This window comes from Roseovarius arcticus (assembly GCF_006125015.1).
Classification (GTDB): Bacteria; Pseudomonadota; Alphaproteobacteria; order Rhodobacterales; family Rhodobacteraceae; genus Roseovarius; species Roseovarius arcticus.
The window spans coordinates 762149-780472 of sequence record NZ_SZZN01000001.1 but is presented as its reverse complement, the minus strand read 5'-3'; the positions used below and the strand labels follow the sequence as shown (position 1 = coordinate 780472).

General features: G+C 57.1%; 15 protein-coding genes. 11 read left to right on the top strand and 4 right to left on the bottom strand.

Annotated elements, in window-relative coordinates; all coding sequences use genetic code 11:
• Window positions 1-92: 92 nt before the first annotated feature.
• The 5 genes from MK6180000_RS03725 (at window position 93) to MK6180000_RS03705 (ending at window position 6849) form a co-directional block, all read left to right on the top strand.
• Window positions 93-1910 carry a type I secretion system permease/ATPase gene (locus tag MK6180000_RS03725; protein ID WP_138933512.1) on the top strand — a complete coding sequence of 606 codons (1818 nt, stop codon included), beginning with the start codon at window positions 93-95 and terminating at the stop codon, window positions 1908-1910.
• Complete coding sequence (locus tag MK6180000_RS20830) at window positions 1907-4027, top strand: calcium-binding protein (protein ID WP_138933511.1); 2121 nt, start codon at window positions 1907-1909, stop codon at window positions 4025-4027. Before MK6180000_RS03725 ends, MK6180000_RS20830 begins: the two co-directional genes overlap by 4 nt.
• Window positions 4028-4052: 25 nt before the next feature.
• Window positions 4053-5381, top strand: coding sequence for an HlyD family type I secretion periplasmic adaptor subunit (locus MK6180000_RS03715; RefSeq protein ID WP_138933510.1), 1329 nt, complete (start codon window positions 4053-4055; stop codon window positions 5379-5381).
• 319 nt (window positions 5382-5700) lie between these two features.
• On the top strand, window positions 5701-6129 hold the full coding sequence (locus MK6180000_RS03710) for a CHRD domain-containing protein (RefSeq protein WP_246040420.1): 429 nt from the start codon (window positions 5701-5703) through the stop codon (window positions 6127-6129).
• Between the two features lie 366 nt (window positions 6130-6495).
• Window positions 6496-6849, top strand: coding sequence for a PRC-barrel domain-containing protein (locus tag MK6180000_RS03705; protein ID WP_171054531.1), 354 nt, complete (start codon window positions 6496-6498; stop codon window positions 6847-6849).
• A gap of 343 nt (window positions 6850-7192) precedes the next feature.
• On the opposite strand, the gene MK6180000_RS20235 is transcribed toward MK6180000_RS03705, so the two are convergent.
• From MK6180000_RS20235 to MK6180000_RS03690, 4 genes are all read right to left on the bottom strand, one after another.
• Window positions 7193-7369 carry a hypothetical protein gene (locus MK6180000_RS20235; protein ID WP_171054530.1) on the bottom strand — a complete coding sequence of 59 codons (177 nt, stop codon included), beginning with the start codon at window positions 7367-7369 and terminating at the stop codon, window positions 7193-7195.
• A 220-nt stretch (window positions 7370-7589) separates the two neighbouring features.
• Window positions 7590-8855, bottom strand: a complete 1266-nt coding sequence (locus MK6180000_RS03700) for an ABC transporter permease (protein ID WP_138933509.1) — start codon at window positions 8853-8855, stop codon at window positions 7590-7592.
• Window positions 8852-9661 (bottom strand): taurine ABC transporter ATP-binding protein, encoded by an 810-nt coding sequence (locus tag MK6180000_RS03695; protein ID WP_138933508.1) that lies wholly within the window; start codon window positions 9659-9661, stop codon window positions 8852-8854. The genes MK6180000_RS03700 and MK6180000_RS03695 overlap by 4 nt, the downstream gene beginning before the upstream one ends.
• Before the next feature lie 81 nt (window positions 9662-9742).
• Window positions 9743-10744, bottom strand: coding sequence for a taurine ABC transporter substrate-binding protein (locus tag MK6180000_RS03690; protein WP_138933507.1), 1002 nt, complete (start codon window positions 10742-10744; stop codon window positions 9743-9745).
• Window positions 10745-11145: 401 nt separating this feature from the next.
• Between MK6180000_RS03690 and MK6180000_RS03685 the strand changes: the two genes are divergently transcribed.
• The 6 genes from MK6180000_RS03685 to MK6180000_RS03660 all read left to right on the top strand — a co-directional run bounded on the left by MK6180000_RS03685 (window position 11146) and on the right by MK6180000_RS03660 (window position 18318).
• On the top strand, window positions 11146-12120 hold the full coding sequence (locus MK6180000_RS03685) for a LysR family transcriptional regulator (protein WP_138933506.1): 975 nt from the start codon (window positions 11146-11148) through the stop codon (window positions 12118-12120).
• Between the two features lie 448 nt (window positions 12121-12568).
• The gene (locus MK6180000_RS03680; RefSeq protein ID WP_138933505.1) at window positions 12569-13279 is read left to right on the top strand and encodes a hypothetical protein; all 711 of its coding nucleotides are present in this window, start codon (window positions 12569-12571) and stop codon (window positions 13277-13279) included.
• Between the two features lie 471 nt (window positions 13280-13750).
• The gene (locus MK6180000_RS03675; protein WP_138933504.1) at window positions 13751-14881 is read left to right on the top strand and encodes a TRAP transporter substrate-binding protein; all 1131 of its coding nucleotides are present in this window, start codon (window positions 13751-13753) and stop codon (window positions 14879-14881) included.
• A 74-nt stretch (window positions 14882-14955) separates the two neighbouring features.
• The gene (locus MK6180000_RS03670) at window positions 14956-15540 is read left to right on the top strand and encodes a TRAP transporter small permease subunit (protein WP_138933503.1); all 585 of its coding nucleotides are present in this window, start codon (window positions 14956-14958) and stop codon (window positions 15538-15540) included.
• Window positions 15537-16955, top strand: a complete 1419-nt coding sequence (locus MK6180000_RS03665; RefSeq protein ID WP_138933502.1) for a TRAP transporter large permease — start codon at window positions 15537-15539, stop codon at window positions 16953-16955. The genes MK6180000_RS03670 and MK6180000_RS03665 overlap by 4 nt, the downstream gene beginning before the upstream one ends.
• Window positions 16945-18318 (top strand): amidase, encoded by a 1374-nt coding sequence (locus tag MK6180000_RS03660; RefSeq protein WP_138933501.1) that lies wholly within the window; start codon window positions 16945-16947, stop codon window positions 18316-18318. The genes MK6180000_RS03665 and MK6180000_RS03660 overlap by 11 nt, the downstream gene beginning before the upstream one ends.
• The last annotated feature ends 6 nt before the right edge of the window (window positions 18319-18324 follow it).

Below are 18324 nucleotides of genomic sequence, written 5' to 3'. Positions count from 1 at the left end.
ACTGCTTGAAAACGAATGGTTCGGGCTGACTACAGACCAGCCCGGACCGATCGGCCTGATGAACGACCACATAAGTGACGCTGGAGCAAGCAATGGCAAACCGTGAAAAGAAGTCAAAGGGCGCCGCGATCAAGGTGTTAGGCGGCATAAAGGGGCTGGCGGTTTTTCTGCTGCTCCTTTCAGGCGTGATCAACATATTGGCCCTGACCGGCTCCTTTTACATGCTGCAAATTTACGACCGGGCACTGGTCAGCGGCAGCATCCCGACACTTGTCGCAATCTCGGTTTTGGCCATCGGCCTCTATATGTTTCAGGGCGTATTCGACATTATCAGGACGCAGGTTCTGGTCCGTATTGGTGCGCGTCTGGACCGCCGTCTCGCGCCCGTCGCGCACCAGTTGGTCGTTGATATGCCCCGCCTCGGTTACTCTACGTCTGAGGCGCTGGAACGAGGCCGCGACGTCGACACGCTGAGGGCGTTCTGCAGTTCTCAGGGGCCAATCGCGATCTTTGATCTGCCATGGATGCCGATCTTTTTGGCATTCGTCTATTTCCTGCACCCAACGCTGGGTGCGCTGACCATAGCGGGCGCTTTCGTCCTGGCCTCGCTGGCGATCATTACGGAACTGCGCACGCGGAACTGGAGCACCGCCACAATGGCCTCGACGATTGAGCGCAATGCGATTGCCGACTCGAACGCCCGCAATGCCGAGGTGCTCAAAGCCATGGGCTTTGCCTCACGGGCAGTTGCGCGGTTTGCGACCGCAAATGACAAGCATTTGGAACTGCAGACGCGCACCAGCGACATTTCTGGCACCTACAGCGCGATATCGCGGGTTCTGCGGATGCTGTTGCAATCGTCGATCCTCGGGCTTGCTGCCTACCTCACGATCATGGGCCAACTTTCGGCTGGTGCGATCATCGCTGCCACCATCGCCTCTGCACGTGCTATGGCGCCAATCGATCTTGCCATCGGCAACGCCAAGAATATGGAGGCTGCGCGCGCCGCGTGGCGGCGGCTGCGCAACACAGTCGAGGTTCTCGAAAATCAACCGGAGCCGATGTCCCTGCCCGACCCTACCCAATCACTGAAGGTCGAGGGTATTACGGTCGCGGCCCCCGCGACTGGGCGGGTCCTGCTAAGCGATGTCACGTTCCAAGCAACCGCAGGCCAAGCGATTGGAATTATCGGGCCAAGCGGCGGCGGCAAGACGACGCTGGCCCGCACATTGACAGGCATCTGGCCAACGCTGCGGGGGGCAATCCGCCTCGACGGTGCGGAGCTTACGCAATGGAGCGATGACAGCCGCGGTGCGCATATTGGCTACATGCCTCAGGATGTCGCCCTGCTCGACGCGACCGTCGAGGAGAATATCGCGCGCCTGTCTGAGGCACCGGATTCCAAGGGGATTGTCGACGCCGCCCGCGCCGCCATGGTGCATGAGATGATCGTGCGGTTGCCTGACGGATATAGAACCTATCTCGGCCCAATGGGTACGGCGGTTTCGGGAGGACAAAGGCAGCGGTTGGGTCTGGCGCGCGCTCTATATGGGAACCCATTTCTGGTCGTTCTGGATGAGCCTAACGCGCATCTCGATCCCGAGGGCGAGGCCGCTCTGACGGCCGCCATCGACGGGGTTAAGAAACGCGGCGGCATCGTGATCTTGATCGCGCACCGCCCCTCGGCTCTTCAATCTTGCGATTTGATCGGCGTGGTACAAGGCGGCAAACTGACGGCCTTCGGACCACGGGAGGATATTCTAAATCCGCGTCCCGTCCCTGCAAAAGAAAAGCCAGATGTCGCAGCGTCCAAGCCTGTTTCAGTAGAGGTTTCTGCATCGTATGACACGAACGATGCGCAGGTACTCCGTTCCGCCGGGCGCAACGCAACGAAAGGAGGCCGACAATGATCGAGGTCAAAGGCATCCGCTCAGGTCAGTCCGACACCGACCCAAGTGACCCACTGGAGTTGCAAAAGCCAGCCGGCGGTAATGCCAAATTCATTTCCGGTTGGTTCGGTAGTCTCATTGGTCTCGGCTTTTACATCCGTTCGTTTTTGTGGTCGGAACCGCAGGCAGGCGTCCCATCGGAGGAGGAGTTTTCGAGTGGTGGGGACAACGACGCAGACGGCTCCTCGCCCCCACGCGGCAAAGCGTCGCTGGTTGCCAGTAAGCAAGCGCCGACCGCCGAACAGCGTGTTACCGAAGAAGGCGAAGATCAAACGGCGGTGCCATTCCCATTTCCAGTGGTCTCAGGTCCGTTCGACACTCTGCTATTCGCGCCTCTGTCCGTTTCCTCCATCGGCGCAGACGCGCCACGTGGTTCTGCCAATGCCCCCCTGCCCCCATATAATTGGATGGGCGAGCTGGACCCGAGCCGCCTGAACACATCGCCACTTGGCGTCTACTCTCCGGCGGCCGGCTCTGCGAACGGCGGCCAACTGGCGATTCTACCGGCAGATCCGACTGACGAAGCCGGTCCGCAGGATGAAACGAATGACGCTCAGGACCAAGTTCCGAACCGTGCCCCCCGCAACAAAGGGCCGGTCATCCTTGGGGACGTCGGCAGTGGTGCTGCCGTCGCTTTTGCCTTGTCGTACTTCCTGTCGCAAACCAATGACCCCGACGGCAACCTGCTTAGCGTGTCGATGGGGGCCAGCACCTCAGGGACGCTGGACCAAAAGGGTGACGGCTGGCGCTATCTCGCTGACACCGATTTTCTGGGCGAGGTGAGGATAGATTACACCATCACCGACGGCGGCTTTTCCCTGCCGCAAAGCGCATTCTTGAACATTGTCGAAAACAACATTGTGGGCTCAGAAGGTGCCGACCTGATTGTCGGCGGCCGGGGACGTGATCTGATTGAGGGCCAAGACGGTGACGACAATCTGGCAGGATTGGGAGGCCCCGACAGACTCTTTGGCGGATCTGGGAACGACAACATTTCCGGCGGCGACGGCGACGACAGTATATTCGGCGGCGAAGGAGACGATCTGATCGTCGGCGGTGCAGGAAATGACTGGATCTCTGGCGGGGCCGGTCAGGATCAGATCTATGGCAACGACGGCGACGATGAGATTTACGGCGATGCAGGCAACGATCAGATCTATGGCGGAACAGGCGCTGATACCCTGTTCGGCGGCGCCGGCGACGATGACGTCTGGGGCGGTACGGACGATGATGTGATTTCGGGTGACGCGGGCCGGGACCGGCTGTTTGGCGAACGCGGTAACGATGTCATTCTCGCAGGGATGGGCGATGACACCGTGTTTGGGGGTGAGGGCGACGACCTTATTTTTGGCGGCGTGGGCAATGATATGCTGGACGGCGAAGAGGGCGATGACATTCTGTCGGGCGAGTCAGGAAATGATCGGTTAGCGGGCGACGAAGGCAACGATGTCCTCACTGGCGGCGAGGGCCTCGACACCGTTTCCGGCGGCGCGGGCGACGATCTGTTGATTGCCGACGATGACGCCGCGTCCGACATATATGATGGCGGCGAAGGCTATGACCAGCTTGACTATTCCGCTGCAACCAAAGCCGTGAGCTTCGATTTGGCAGACGGCACGGCATCAGGCGAAAGCACTGGGATAGACACGTTCACGAATGTCGAGCACTTCGTAGGCAGTGCCTGGGACGACATTTTTCGCGCAGGCGCAGGTGAGGGCAAACTGACTGGCAATGGCGGCTCTAACCTATACAACTTTGCGCAAGGCGACACCGTCGACATTTATCGGTCGATATACCAGATTACCGATTACGACTCGGACGATGAAATATGGATCAGCATGGGGTCCAGCCAGCGCCACATCAGGAACGCGCAGAGATCAATCGAGGACAGAGTCGAAGACGGGCTGGACGATTACGCCGATGACATCGGCGCCGATGAGCCTCGGCTGAGCTTCCGTCACGATTGGACTGACACCTACCGCAGGACAGTAATCGAAGTCGATTTCGACCGCGACAAGGTCATCGATCTTGAGCTGGTCCTTGAGGGCGAACATTTGTTCGTCACCGACCACGCCTGACAGAACAAGTATAAGGGTTTAAACCATGGCGACATCGGCATCCAAATCAGACAAAACCAAACAGAAACCCGCCTATGATCGACTTGGCGGGCGGATATTCCTTGGCGCCATTTTGGTGATTGGACTTTTGGGGGGTGTCGGCGCGTGGGCTCTGACGGCAAATCTGACCGGTGCAGTCATCGCGATGGGCACTGTAAAAGTCGACCAGAACCTCAAGCAGGTCCAGCACCGCGACGGCGGCATTGTTGAGACGATAACGGTGCGCGAGGGCGATGAGGTTGCGGCGGGTCAGATATTGTTTCGCCTCGACGATGCGCAGTCTCGGGCCGAGTTGTCGATCCTGTCTGCCCAACTTGATGAGGCTGAGGCGCGGCGTGCCCGGCTGGTTGCAGACCGAGAGGGCGCAATCGAGATTCGGTTTCCAGACCGACTGATGTTAACGTCGGACCCTAAGCACGCAGAGCTCACATCGGGCGAAGAGCGGCTTCATGCAGGCAATATTGCAAACCGCGCGAACCAGCGAGATCAGCTTGATCTTGGGATCGCGCAGGTCAACGAAGAGATCGCCGCGCTCTCGGCGCAGCGGGCGGCGCTGACCGACGAGACTGTCCTCGTGGAGAAAAGCCGCCTCCGCATCGCCAGCCTTTTTGAGAAAGGACTGGTGGAGGCGCTCCGGGTTGAGGATGCCGAGCGCGAGCTGGTGCAATTCCGCGGCAAGCTGGGCGAGCTAGACGCAAACATTGCCAGATCCCGTTCGCGGATCAGTGAGATTGGAATGCGGATCCTTGCCGTGGACGAGGTTGCTCGCACCGAGGCGCAGCGCGAGCTTGCTATCGTGGAGGCGCGCGTTCTGGAACTGTCTGACCGGATCGCAGCCGTGCAGGACCGCCTGACACGCACAGAAATTCGCGCGCCGATCTCTGGCCGCATTAACGAGCTTTCGGTGTTTACCGAGGGCGGCGTGATCACACCTGCCGAAGTGCTTGCCACGATAGTGCCGTCATCGGCAGAGCTGAGGATCGAAGTGCAGTTGCCAACCACTGCGATCGATCAAGTCTATCTGGGCCAAGCCGCTCGCGTCCGGTTTTCGTCGTTCAATCATCGTACGACACCCGAAGTCGTTGGCACCATCTCGCACATTTCGCCTGCAACTACGATATCTCAGGCGACGGGCGAGCCCTTCTATATTGGTCATGTCTACCTGGCACCCGCAGAGCTTGCGCGCCTGAAAGGCCTTGCGTTGATGCCGGGCATGCCCGCTGAGATCTACCTATCAACCCAAGAACAGACAGCGGCGGCCTATTTTGCACGCCCCCTGATCGACCAGTTCGAGCGCGCCTTTCGCGAGGAATAACAGAAAGACAGGTCTAGTCATCGCCCGAGGCAGAACACACTCAGCTCTCCCGTGCCGGGCGCTGGCGGTTGTGCGCATCGCGACCCTTGTAAACCAAGATCATTAAGGTCTGAACGCGGACCCCATGTCCCAATCTTTGCAGATTTGGACACCGACGCATCCGAGAAAAGGCAGGCGCAAAGTAACTACTGATGCCGCCTAAACGCCCTTATGCATCTCGCGCGTTTTTTCAGACAGGAAAGGCCGTAGCTATCTACTGGAACTTAACGGCACTCCAATCGTTGACCCCGATGACGTAGATCAAAAAGGGGTGATGAATATGCTTATGCTAAATATCAGATACACTGCGGTTGCTGTCGCTGCCTGCACAGCGCTTGCGATCCCTGCTCATGCTGAGATGCTAACCTACACCACCGACCTGACAGCCGAGGCCGAGGTGCCACCAGCCGAAAGCTCGGCAACCGGTACAGCAGACGTCACAGTCGATACCGAAGCCAAAACGGTATCTTGGACTGTAACGTACGACGGTTTGACTGGGGATGCCACTGCGGCACACATCCACGGTCCTGCCGCCGAGGGTGAGAATGCCGGCCCAGTTGTCGACATGTCCGAGGCAATCATGGAAGGTAGCGGAGATATCACCGATGAGCAGATTGGTGAGTTGGAAGCCGGCAAGTACTACGTAAATGTCCATACGGAAGAATATCCTAATGGCGAAATTCGCGGACAACTTGCTAAAGCCGAATAATCGCCAGATTAAGAATTTGAGACATGCCCTTCATCGGAGGGCATGTTTCTTTGTGAGAGGTGCGTCTGATATTAAGCTCAGGACTTAGCAGCAGAAAATCACTGGTGCCGCGAGAGTAACTGCTAACAAAAACACCTTTGGCCATCAGTCATATCAAGTGGCCACGCCTCGCCAATTTCTCAGCAACATGACCTAAATCCTATTGCGCCGCCTGAGCCTAGTTTTTCCCCATACTAAACAGTCAGTCTTAAAGATGAGACGTCACTCGCTCCTTCCGGTGGGCAGGTTTTTGCCGGTTCATTCGTTGTTAGGAACCGATTTATTCGAGCGTTAGTTATTGCTTCGAGTAAACAAGGAGCAAAGAAAATGGACAATTCTACCAATGGAAGTCTTGTTTCATCGGCTGATGTGGACGGGACAAATGTATATACCCGAGATGGCGCAAGCATAGGCTCAATCGATCATGTAATGATCGACAAGCAATCAGGTAAGGTCGCATACGCTGTGATGGGGTTCGGCGGCTTTTTAGGGATGGGCGAAGAGCATCAGCCCGTGCCATGGAGCAAGCTGACCTACGACACCAATATGAATGGCTTTGTGACAGATATCACCGAGCAAGACGTCAAAGGCGCCCCGGCACGCAATGACGATTGGCATGCGGACCGTGACTGGGAGCGGCGAACCCACGATTATTACGGCGTTCCGCATTACTGGGGCTGATTAGGACCTAAAGACAGACCGGCGGCGGCCTTTAGTTTTGGCCGTCGCTTCTTAGCGAAATCTCAACCGGATTGCGTTTCACGGGTGGCGTGTTTTCGTTGATCTTGACCGCACGCGATAAAATGCAGCTTATCTGTCGCCAGAACAATCCTGGGGGCTTAATGTCTGGGAGGACGCGCCGACCGTGGAGATCGGTCGAGCAATCTCTGCAAATGCACAGGGTAAAATTGCGCAGACCCGCTTTATTCACGAAACTTTGCCGACGGGCAGCCATTGAACGGTCAGCATATTCACCGGTCGAGATGGTGTTTACCCTGCAATGTTTGCACCCAACTGTTCCGCATCATCCCTTCACTTTGCTGGCGTGGTATTCAATGGCGCTAGCCAGACCTTTCAATGAACGTTTTTCTTCGTCAGTTAGGTCTCCGAAAACTGTTTCTGTTTCCTCAAACAGCGCCTCAAGTTCCTTCATCTTATCCTTCAGATGGCTAATCCGATTACTTCGTTCTGTAGGCGTCATTGTCTCCACCTCCCAAAAATCTGGTATCATGCTAACCCCATTTAGCAGACGTTAGGCGCAACTTGGCAAGTTAAGAATGGTGAGCTAGATCGGAAAATATCGATTGAGCGTTCCGCAAAGAAATTCCTACCAGGCGGTTGGCGCGCACCTTCATCTCTTCAGGAATAGGGGGTCCCCTAGCCTCGGTTTCGATCATTGGATTCCTGAGGCATAGAAGTATTTACGTGCGGCCCTTCCATGGCACCAGCCAGTCCTCAGCCTTGCGCATCAGGATGTCGATGCTGAAGCCGATCACGCCGATCAGAATGATCCCCATGAGAACGATATCGGTCAGTTGGAAGCGACTGGCTACCATTATCATCATGCCCGCCCCCTTCTCGGCCGCGACCAACTCGGCCGCGACCACTGTTCCCCAGCAGACCCCCATGGCGACCCGCGCGCCTGTAAAAATTTCCGGCAGAGAGTTTGGCACGATCACGTGCCGCAATACCTGCCAGCGGCTTGCGCCGAGGGAATAGGCTGCGTGTACTTTAGAAATAGACACGCCTGAGACGCCCGCGCGCGCCGAAATCGCCATGATCCACAGCGCTGCGAGAAACAGCAGGATAATCTTGCCGCTCTCTCCGATTCCCGCCCAGATGATGACGAGCGGTATCAGCGCCAGCGGAGGCACCGGGCGCATGAATTCCACGATCGGATCGAACCACCCGCGGAACCAGTTGCTCAGACCCATGGCATAACCTAGCGGAATGCCGACGAGCGCGCCGCAAAGAAACCCTACGATCACGCGGAAAAGCGACCAGAATAGATGCTCCCACAGCGTGAAGTTCTGGTATCCTCGGGTTGAGATTTCCTTAAACCGGGCCACCACCGCCTCTGGAGCGGGAAGCCAGATCGGTTCCATCTGCATGCCAGCGTCGGGCACGAAGTTCAGCGATCCCTTGGACGTGACCGCAACGGTGCCGTGGGCAACCTCCACCCGGCTTCCTGGCGATACAGACTGTCCGTCGATCTCGACAACCCGGGCGCCGTCGCTGCGGGTAATCTCGTCATTCTTGTCGATCAGCACGAGGCCCGAACGCCAGGCGGCGAGCGCGATAGAGTCGTTTTTCGCGAAACCTGTGCCCGGCTCTACTTGTTGCCGATCACCTGTCTCTCCGGCAGGAAAAACGCGGGCATGCACGATGGCTTCGTCGCGCGCGCCATCGGGCGCTTCCATGGTGTAGGTGAATTCCGTGTCGCCTATAAATGGTCCCGGTGCGTGAAACGGGACCCAATTTGAGCCGGTAAACGCTCCCCAGAGCAAGAATAGCGTGAGCACCGACAGGATACTGGCCCATCTGTCGGACCGCACCGCGCTCTCGTCGCCAAAGGTTACGGTTTTGAGCGAGGTGAAATCGTGGCGCACCATCATCTTGCGCGCGCCAAGACGTACAAGGATGAATGCCGCACAGAAGATGGTGATATAGAGGCCTAGGACGATCATGCCGGGACCTCCTCGGTGCGGCCCATTATCTCTTCTTCCATGTCCCAGATCATAGACAGGATTTCCTCACGTTTTTCGCCGAATTCTGGATCGCGCTTTACGGCCCGCAAGTCCTTGCCCACTCCCGCCGCTGCAAAAGGAAGGCGGTATTCTTTGTGAATACGTCCCGGCCTCGGGGCCATCACAACAAGCCGCTCACCCAATAGCAGGGCTTCCTCGACCGAATGGGTGATTAGGATGATCGTCTTGCCAGTCTCTTTCCAAAGGCGCAGGACCAACCCCTGCATTTTCTCGCGGGTGAGCGCGTCCAGTGCACCCAGTGGCTCGTCCATCAAGATTACGGCCGGCTCGTTTGCAAGGCACCGCGCCAAAGCAACGCGCTGCTGCATGCCGCCCGAGAGTTCGTACACAGACTTGTCCTTGAAATCTTTGAGGCCCACCACGTCGAGCAGGTGGTTCACATTTTCAATGTAGTCTTTCTTCTTTCGGCCCGCCATCCGAGGCCCGAAGCTCACGTTGTCCCGCACACTCATCCACTCGAATAGCGCGCCTTGCTGAAAAACCATTCCGCGCTCGGCTCCGGGGCCGGTCACGGCATTGCCATCCAGCGTCACGCTTCCCTCAGTTGGAGCCAGAAAACCTGCAAGGATATTGAGCAACGTGGTCTTGCCGCAGCCCGAGGGCCCCAACACGCTCAAAAGCTCGCCACTTTTGATTTCCAGTGAGACGTCCTTGAGCGCCTGCACATAGCTTCCGTTGGGAAGATCGAACCGCATAGACAAGTTATTGATCGAAAGTGTCGACATACGGCACCACGCACCCTTGAATTGATCTTTGGTCGAAAATACGCGGGCCCGGAGTTTCGCGCGCCCGCGTAAATCACTGGATTACATGCTGGCAGCCTGCTCCAGCGGGGCGGCGTTGACGTTTTGCGAGTAATCGTCCTTGGCGGAGTCGATGCTCCCGGCCTCGACGAAGACATCGGCAACGCCCTTCATGAAATCCTGCGCGCCGCCGCCAAGCCATTTTTGGCTAAGCTGCTCTTCGACGGTGGGAAAGGTAAACGTGGCGATTGTTTCGGCAGCCTCGTCTTCGTCCATGCCAGCATCCTTGGCGATGACGGGAAGCATTTTGTCGGTGTTCTCGCCGCTGTTCCACATCTCGTTCGCCTCGGCCGTCACGCTGAGGAACGCCGCCACGACATCGGGGTTTTCAGCAACGAAGTCGGTCGGGCCGGAGGTTACGTCAAAGATAAGGATACCAAGCTCTTCCTTTTCCGCGCCAGTCAGCAGGCTGTTTCCATGCTCCAGCATCCGACGCAGGCTACCGCCCCAGCCGCATGCCATGTCCACCGAACCCTGCGCAATGGCCGCGGCGCCTTCCGGCGGGGCCATGTTGACGACCTGCATCGATCCGATGTCGACGCCGAAGTGGTTCATCTGCTTGATGAAGCTGTAATGTGCGGCAGTGCCCAGCGGCACAGCGACCTTCTTGCCGGCGAGCTCCGCCGCGCTGTCCTTGTCGATCTCGAGCGCTTCGCGCACCACACAGTTATCGTTCTCGGCATAGCTTACGGCCACGTCGAGAATCTGCAGATCCTGACCCGCGCTTGTCGCGACCACGAAGGGCGGCACACCTTGGCTGACGACAAGCTGCACATCGCCCGATGCCATTGCCGCGCTCATCGCAGTGCCAGTGTCGAAGGCACGCCACTGGACTTCCATCCCCATCGCCTCGTCATACATGCCTTCGACCTTGGCGTATTGGAACGGCATCGGCCATTCCTGAAAATAGCCGACCGTGATCTGGTCTTGCGCGGCAGCGCCCTGCGCCGCAAAAGTGGCGACGACGCTCGCGAGGATAGATGTCAGTTTGATTCCGTTTTTCATTCTTGGAGTCCTCCTTGTTTGATCTTATTTTTGAATTTGATCATTGCAGTGCTGTTGGCTTGAAAATCTTTAGATTTTCTCGTGCCGCAGTGGCGTATCGACAGGCCTCTCTTCGGTTTTGCATCGGCAGGGTGTTATCTGGCGCCTCGCTGACGTATTGAACAGTTTCTGTCGCAGTCGAACTCCCCAAAGCCCGTTTTGATAGCTGAATAGAAAGCTCATACGTTCGATGCACTGCTCGTTTACCGGGCACTATCCGGCCGGCAGCCGCCTATCGTGCCCGAGGCTTCCATGCATCGACTAGGTGACCGAATATAAATTGTTAGTTGAAATTTATTGATAGTTATATTTCGTATATGTAGTAACAAGCATATTCATGAAATTAGCTCAGAGGGTACCTTATGCCGCGCCCCTTCGCTTCCAAGGATCTCAGCCTAAAGTCGCTAGAGCTGTTTCAGATCTGCGCCAAGAACGGATCGCTTCAGGCTGCGTCCTTGGAAAGCGGCCTCTCGATCAGCACGGTCTCGCACCATCTGCGTAATCTGGAGGATAATCTGGGGGTCGAGCTGTTTAACCACGCCCGCAGGCCAATGGTACTGACCCCCAAAGGAAAGGCATTTCTGCGCAACATCGACGATGCGCTGTTCTCCATCCGCAAGGCGAAGGCCGAAGCGTCGGCTGGAAGCGTGACAGAGGCCAGCTATCTCAGGCTAGGCACAATCGAAGATTTCGACAGCGATATCATCCCCGAATTGGCCGTCTTTCTGTCCGACAGCATGCCAACCTGCGATTTCATGTACCAAACCGGGTCCAGCCACGACGTGATTGAGATGTTACGCAACCGTCAATTGGATTTGGGGATCACGACTGAGCCGACCGAAAGGCTTATTGATCTGCAGGATCGGCCCTTGCTGCGCGACCCATTTGTTGTGGTGCTGCCACGCGTCAGCGAGCAATCTCTTTCGGATATCGTGGAGGGCCGCGCGAAACTGCCGTTCCTACGCTTTTCCGGCAACCTGATGATTGCGCGCCAGATTGAATCGCAACTGCGCCGTATTGGCGTGTCTTCGCCACATAGATTCGAGTGCAGTAACAACCAGACCTTGATGGCTATGGTGGCTGCGGGGGCGGGGTGGACGATCACCACCCCATTGTTGTTTTCCCGTGCAAAACGGTTTCAGCCCAAGCTGCGCATGCACCGGTTCCCCGGCAAGAGCTTCTCCCGCACATTGGCGATAGTCTCGACTCCGGATTGTTCCAGATCTGTAATTGAGCTGGTCGACAGCAAAATGCGCAGCCTGATCAGCGACTATGCAATCACGCCGTTTCACCAAAGCACCCCCTGGCTCGTGGACAGCTTTAAGCTGATTGCATGACCTTGCCCAAATTGAGGGAAGTGGCGCGGCGTAAATAATATTGAATTGCGCGCGTATGTCCTTGTCCTGTTCATCTGCCAGGTAGGCAGGTCGATGCTCGCGCAATGTGCTTTCTGCCCAATCACGCGCCCTGCCCCACAAGTCATTTTTTTCCGATTAGCTTGCCACTGGTCGCATCACGATAAATGACCCAACCTCAGAACATCCCCTGCCGGAATGGGCTCATCGGAGTCAGTCGCGGAGCCTACGGCGGCGCGGCCTGCCTCGTAGTGCTTCGGTGCGCGGCGTTAGTGGCCTTGACGACCGCCGGGGTTGCGACACCTTCACGGCTCAGATGGAGGTTGTGCCAGCACGCTTGATGATTAAATGCATGACGATGGCAAATAGGGTAAAGGTTAGGGGACAATCTGTCCGGACGAATATGGCAATACTTGGAAGTGAGACTGCTTTGTTGGAACTGATCCGCAGAGGAAGAATCGCAGGGTTGATGCTTGTGCTTTTGCTCTGCGCGGCTGCGCCGTTTGCAAGCGCCGGAGATAGCGCGGCGGTACGCCCCGCTCAGCAAGCCGGACTGATGTGGAACCGGAGCGGTCTACCAGCAGTGTTTCCCCTGCAGGTCAAAACGCCGCCGGGTCAGAACTACTTTCTGACATTGATCGACGAGAACACTGATGCTGCCGCCTTGGCCGCCTACATAAAAGGTGGCGCTTTTTTCAAGGTGCTTGTTCCGCCAGGGGTTTTCAGGTTGAAGTTCGCGTCCGGAGATACCTGGCAAGGCGAAGACGATTTGTTTGGACCGGGTCCGAACACGCGTCTTTTCGAGTTGCGCGAACCGTTGACCTTTGAAACTCGCGGAATTGGCATCAAGGCCGGCCACGTCGTCCAATTGTTAGAGCGTGAACCCGGTCAGATTGCGCAAGTCACATTGAAGGATCAGCTTATTTGCCAGTCCGTCAGGCTTGAATTTCCACCATCAATCTATTCCGCTTTGGAATTGGAGCAGGCTCGTGGCGTTCTAAACCAAGGGCGGGACGGGTCGCCGACCGGACAGCCTGCGGAATTGGGCGGAGGCGTTTTTGACAATTTACGGATCCCGAACGATCTTTACCGCTATCTCACGATGCCGCGCTACGATGTGCAGTCGCAGTATTGCGGCTGAGCAATCATTGCCACCTGCCCTATCCTGCCCGAGTGCGCGTGTCTCAACGCACCTTCAGGCGGGGACGGTAGGCGCCCGTCCAGCATCTCCATCTATCTGCATGGCACAAGGAATCGCCTCCCGCGCAGCCCTATCGTTGGTATTGCATACCTCCGATTCCGGGAGATATGCGGGGTCCCCTAAGTGAATGACCCCAGTCCGCCACAGACATCTCACCTCTAAGCCACCGCTGCCTTTCTCAAACGTATAGTTGCAAAATTAGGTTTCTATCTCAGTGTGATGGAAACGAAAGATAGCTTTGCGACACCAACCGTCGAGACGGAGAACAGCTAAGCGCGCAGAGCTTTTTTCTTCGTCTCGCGGCTGTTTCCTTGCCAACTAAAATCGAGACGTTAGGGTAAAGCCTTAGATCGTCGTCCCCTGACTGCTCTGCATTATAACGAACGTACGATCGCTCTGGGAGGAGAAAATATGTCAAATAGTCGTAATGTTAACCGCCGCTCGTTTCTGACGAAATCGGCCCTTGCCGGCGGTGTTGCCACTGGCAGCATGCTTGCTGCGCCAGCCGTTCTTGCGCAGGCGCCGATTGTCCTCAAAATGCAAACATCATGGAACGACGCCAATATCTGGCAGGAATTTGCCCGTGATTATGCCACGCGGGTAGAAGAAATGTCTGGTGGCCGCCTGAAGGTGGATGTGCTGCCTGCGGGTGCTGTGGTGGCTGCATTCCAAGTTTTGGACGCGGTGAATGATGGCCTGATCGATGCAGCACAGTCGGTTTCCGCCTACTGGTATGGCAAAAACAAAGCCGCATCGCTGTTCGGCACAGGCCCGGTCTTTGGTGGCTCGTCCACTGCGATGCTCGGCTGGTTCTATGAAGGGGGCGGCCAAGAGCTTTACCGTGAACTGACCCAAGAAATCATGGGCCTCGACGTGGTCGGCTATCTCGGATTTCCAATGCCGGCACAGCCTTTTGGCTGGTTCAAGGGCGAAGTAAACACTGTCGCTGACCTGAACGGATTCAAATACCGTACCGTGGGTCTAGCCGCTGATCTGATGGCCAGCATGGGTATGTCAGTCGCGCAGTTGCCGGGCGGCGAAATCGTCCCCGCGATGGAGCGCGGCGTAATCGACGCATTCGAGTTTAACAACCCATCGTCTGATAAGGACTTTGGTGCGCAGGACGTGGCTAAGAATTACTATCTATCTTCCTACCACCAAGCGTCCGAAGCCTTCGAGTTCCTGTTCTCAAAGACCTTCCTTGAGGACCTGGACCCAGACCTTCAGGCGATTCTGAAATACGGCGTCGAAGCTGCGTCAACTGCAAACAGCAACAAAGCGATGCGCCGCTATTCAGAAGACCTTCAGTGGCTCCAGAACGAGGCCGACGTCACGGTTCACCGCACGTCCAAAGAGATCCTTGATGCCGAGCTTAAGGGCTGGGACGATCTGCTGCCTGAGTTGGAAGCCGATCCGTTTATGAAGAAAACTCTCGATAGTCAGCGTGAGTGGGTCGAAAAAGTTGGCTTCTACGAGTTGATGAACGCGCCCGACTATGCGCTAGCCTATGAGCATTACTTCCCCGGCAAGCTCAAACTCTGACTGAGATCGATAATGCATGAAACACTTCCCGGCACATGGCGTGCCGGGAAGCATATGCGAACTACGGGGGCACTATGGTAGCATTCATTGGGTTTGCCGATAACCTTTCCGCATGGTTCGGAAAGGCTTTTGCATGGCTGATCCTCCTGATGTCGCTGGGGACCGGTTACGAAGTTTTCGTCCGCTACGTGATGAACAACCCTACGGCTTGGGCATTGGACGTCTCGTTTATTATGTACGGGACGCTGTTCATGATGGGCGGTGCCTATACCCTGTCGCGCGGCGGGCATGTGCGGGGGGATTTTCTCTACCGGCTCTTGCAACCCAAGACCCAAGCCAAGATTGATTTGGTGCTCTATCTGGTCTTCTTTTTTCCCGGCGTGACGGCGTTGATCCTGTCCGGTTGGAAATATGCCGCCCGATCATGGCAATACGGCGAGGTGTCGGTCAACAGCCCGGCAGGCGTGCCGATCTACCAGTTCAAAGCGGTGATCGTAGCTGCGGGCATCCTGCTCTTCATTCAAGGAATGGCCCAAGTGTGTCGCTGCATTCTCGCGATGCGCGACAATTACTGGCTTGAAGCGGATGAGGACGTGTTTGAGACCGAAGACCTCATGATGCGAGCGGCCAACAAGGCCGAGAAAGATCATATCACATGACCGATCCACAAATCGCCTTGTTGATGCTGGGGCTCTTCATTGCCTTCGTTTTCCTTGGCTTTCCGATCGCCTTTACGCTGATGGCAATGGGCATAGGCTTTGGCTACTATGCATATTTTGACGCCCGCCGCATGTGGCGCAGCTTTGACCGCCTTGATGAAACCGCGGGGCAATGGGAGCAGTGGTCCACCTGGTTCGAGGGGTTATTCAACAACCGAATATTCGATCTCTTCGTGAACCAGACGTATACGGTGATGGCCAACGAAGTGCTGACAGCCGTGCCCCTGTTCCTGTTCATGGGCTATATCGTCGAACGCTCGAACATCGTGGACCGGTTGTTCTCGACGCTTAACGTCGCGTCCAAAAACATGCCCGGATCAATGGGCGTGGCCGCCTTGATCACCTGTGCGCTCTTTGCCACGGCGACGGGAATCGTGGGGGCCGTCGTGACGCTGATGGGGTTGCTGGCGCTGCCGGCAATGCTCAAGGCGCGCTATGATCCTTCTTTTGCTGCGGGCATCATCTGCGCGGGCGGCACGCTCGGCATCCTGATACCGCCGTCAATCATGCTGATCGTCTATGCGGCGGCAACCAATGTCTCCATCGTGAAGCTGTACGCGGCGGCCTTGCTGCCGGGGCTGACACTTGTCGGTCTTTATCTGGTCTATATCGTCGGTCGGTCGATCCTTCAGCCGTCCGCGGCCCCGCGTCCCACAGATGACGAGGTGCCGGACATACCGATGGCCAAGCTATTGTTTATGATCGTTACTTCCTTTGTGCCGCTCGCCTTCCTGATCTTTGCAGTGCTGGGGTCTATCCTTTTTGGCCTTGCCACCCCAACCGAGGCGGCTTCGATCGGGGCATTGGGCGGGATTTTCCTGGCCTTCGTCTATCGCGCCATGACTTGGCAGCGGATGCGCGAAAGCGTCTATCTGACGGTGCGCACTACGGCGATGGTCTGTTGGCTCTTTGTCGGCTCCTACACGTTTTCCGCAGTGTTTTCGTATCTCGGCGGCGAGCAGGTGATTTCGGAATTCGTGCAGTCACTGGATCTGTCGCCAATCATGTTCCTGATCCTTGCGCAGCTCATCATTTTCTTGCTGGGTTGGCCGCTTGAATGGTCCGAGATTATCATCATCTTTGTGCCGATCTTTCTACCGCTGTTGGCTATCTTCGACATTGATCCGCTGTTTTTCGGCATCCTTGTGGCGCTTAACCTGCAGACCAGTTTTTTAACGCCGCCTATGGCCATGTCGGCCTACTACCTCAAAGGGATTGCACCGCCCGAACTGCGACTGACGCAGATCTTCAAGGGCGTGATGCCGTTTCTGTTCTGCGTGATCGTGTCAATGGTTCTGATGTATATCTTCCCGTCCATCGTGTTCTATCTGCCGGAGCTGTTCTATGGACGCTAAGGCAAGACAGTCAGCCGATAGTGCACCTGCACCCAGCAAGCCGCCCAGTGTTGCGCTGCTACGCGAAAGGCTGGCATCCGGGGCGCTGGACGCAATCACCTTGGTGGAAGGCTACATTTCGCGGATTGAAGCGCGCGAGCCGGATGTTGGCGCATGGGCATGGTTTGATCCCGAATTCGTCCGCGCGCAGGCCCGTACGATGGATGCGCACCGCCGCGCGGGCCGTCCATTGGGCCGTTTGCACGGGTTGCCTGTGGGCCTCAAAGATATCATAGACACCGCCCGCATCCCGACAACCAACGGCTGTGCGCGGGACGCGGGGCGCGTGCCACTTCGTGACGCCTTCGTCGTTGAACGGCTCAAGAAAGAGGGTGCGATCATCATGGGCAAGACGGTCGCGACCGAGCTTGCCTTCATGCATCCCGGCAAGACCGCCAACCCGCACGATCTGGCCCACACGCCGGGCGGGTCATCCCAAGGGTCCGCTGCAGCAGTGGCTGACGGCATGGTGCCGCTGGCCATCGGTACCCAGACGGGCGGCTCAATTATCAGGCCTGCCTCGTATTGCGGGGTCACGGGCTACAAGCCGACATTCGGCGCCATCCCGCGCCGGGGGATCCTGACGCAATCACCCTCGCTGGACACTGTCGGCGTCTTTGCAAGCGATCCCGCCGGTGCCGCTTTGTTGGCCGAGGTGCTCTTTGGCCACGACGCAGACGATGCTGCGACCCATCCGGAACCCACACCGGCCCTGTTTGCCGCTGCTACATCCAAGCCGCCTCTTACGCCGGTCCTTGGCTATGTGCGTCCTCCGGGATGGGATGGCGCGGACCCGCAGCTTCGAGAGGCGTTTAACGAGTTGGTCGAAGCACTTGGCGATCAGGCGTTTGAGATGCCGTTACCAGCCCTATTTGATACCGCGGCAGAGCAGCACAAGCTGATCAATTTTGCCGAGATGTCATATCACTATTATCCCTATTGGCGGGATGCCGCAGACCAATTGGGCAAGGCGACCCGTCACGCGATCGAACATGGGAACGCTACGCTTGCTCGCGACTATCTGTCGGCGCGTGACATGCCCAAGCTGCTGAATGCCGCACTTGACCAGATGCTCGCACGCTGCGACGCGATCCTGTGCCCTGCTGCGACCGGCCCGGCACCACAGGGGCTCGAAACGACAGGCGATCCGATCTTCAATAACCTTTGGACACTCTGCGGTACCCCCTGCATCAGTTTGCCATTGCTGACCTCGCAAGAGGGACTGCCAATGGGCGTGCAGTTGATCGGGGCACGCGGCAATGACGCACGGCTGTTGCGCACCGCACAATGGCTGTTCGACTGGGCGGATGGTGCATCACAATGAAGGATA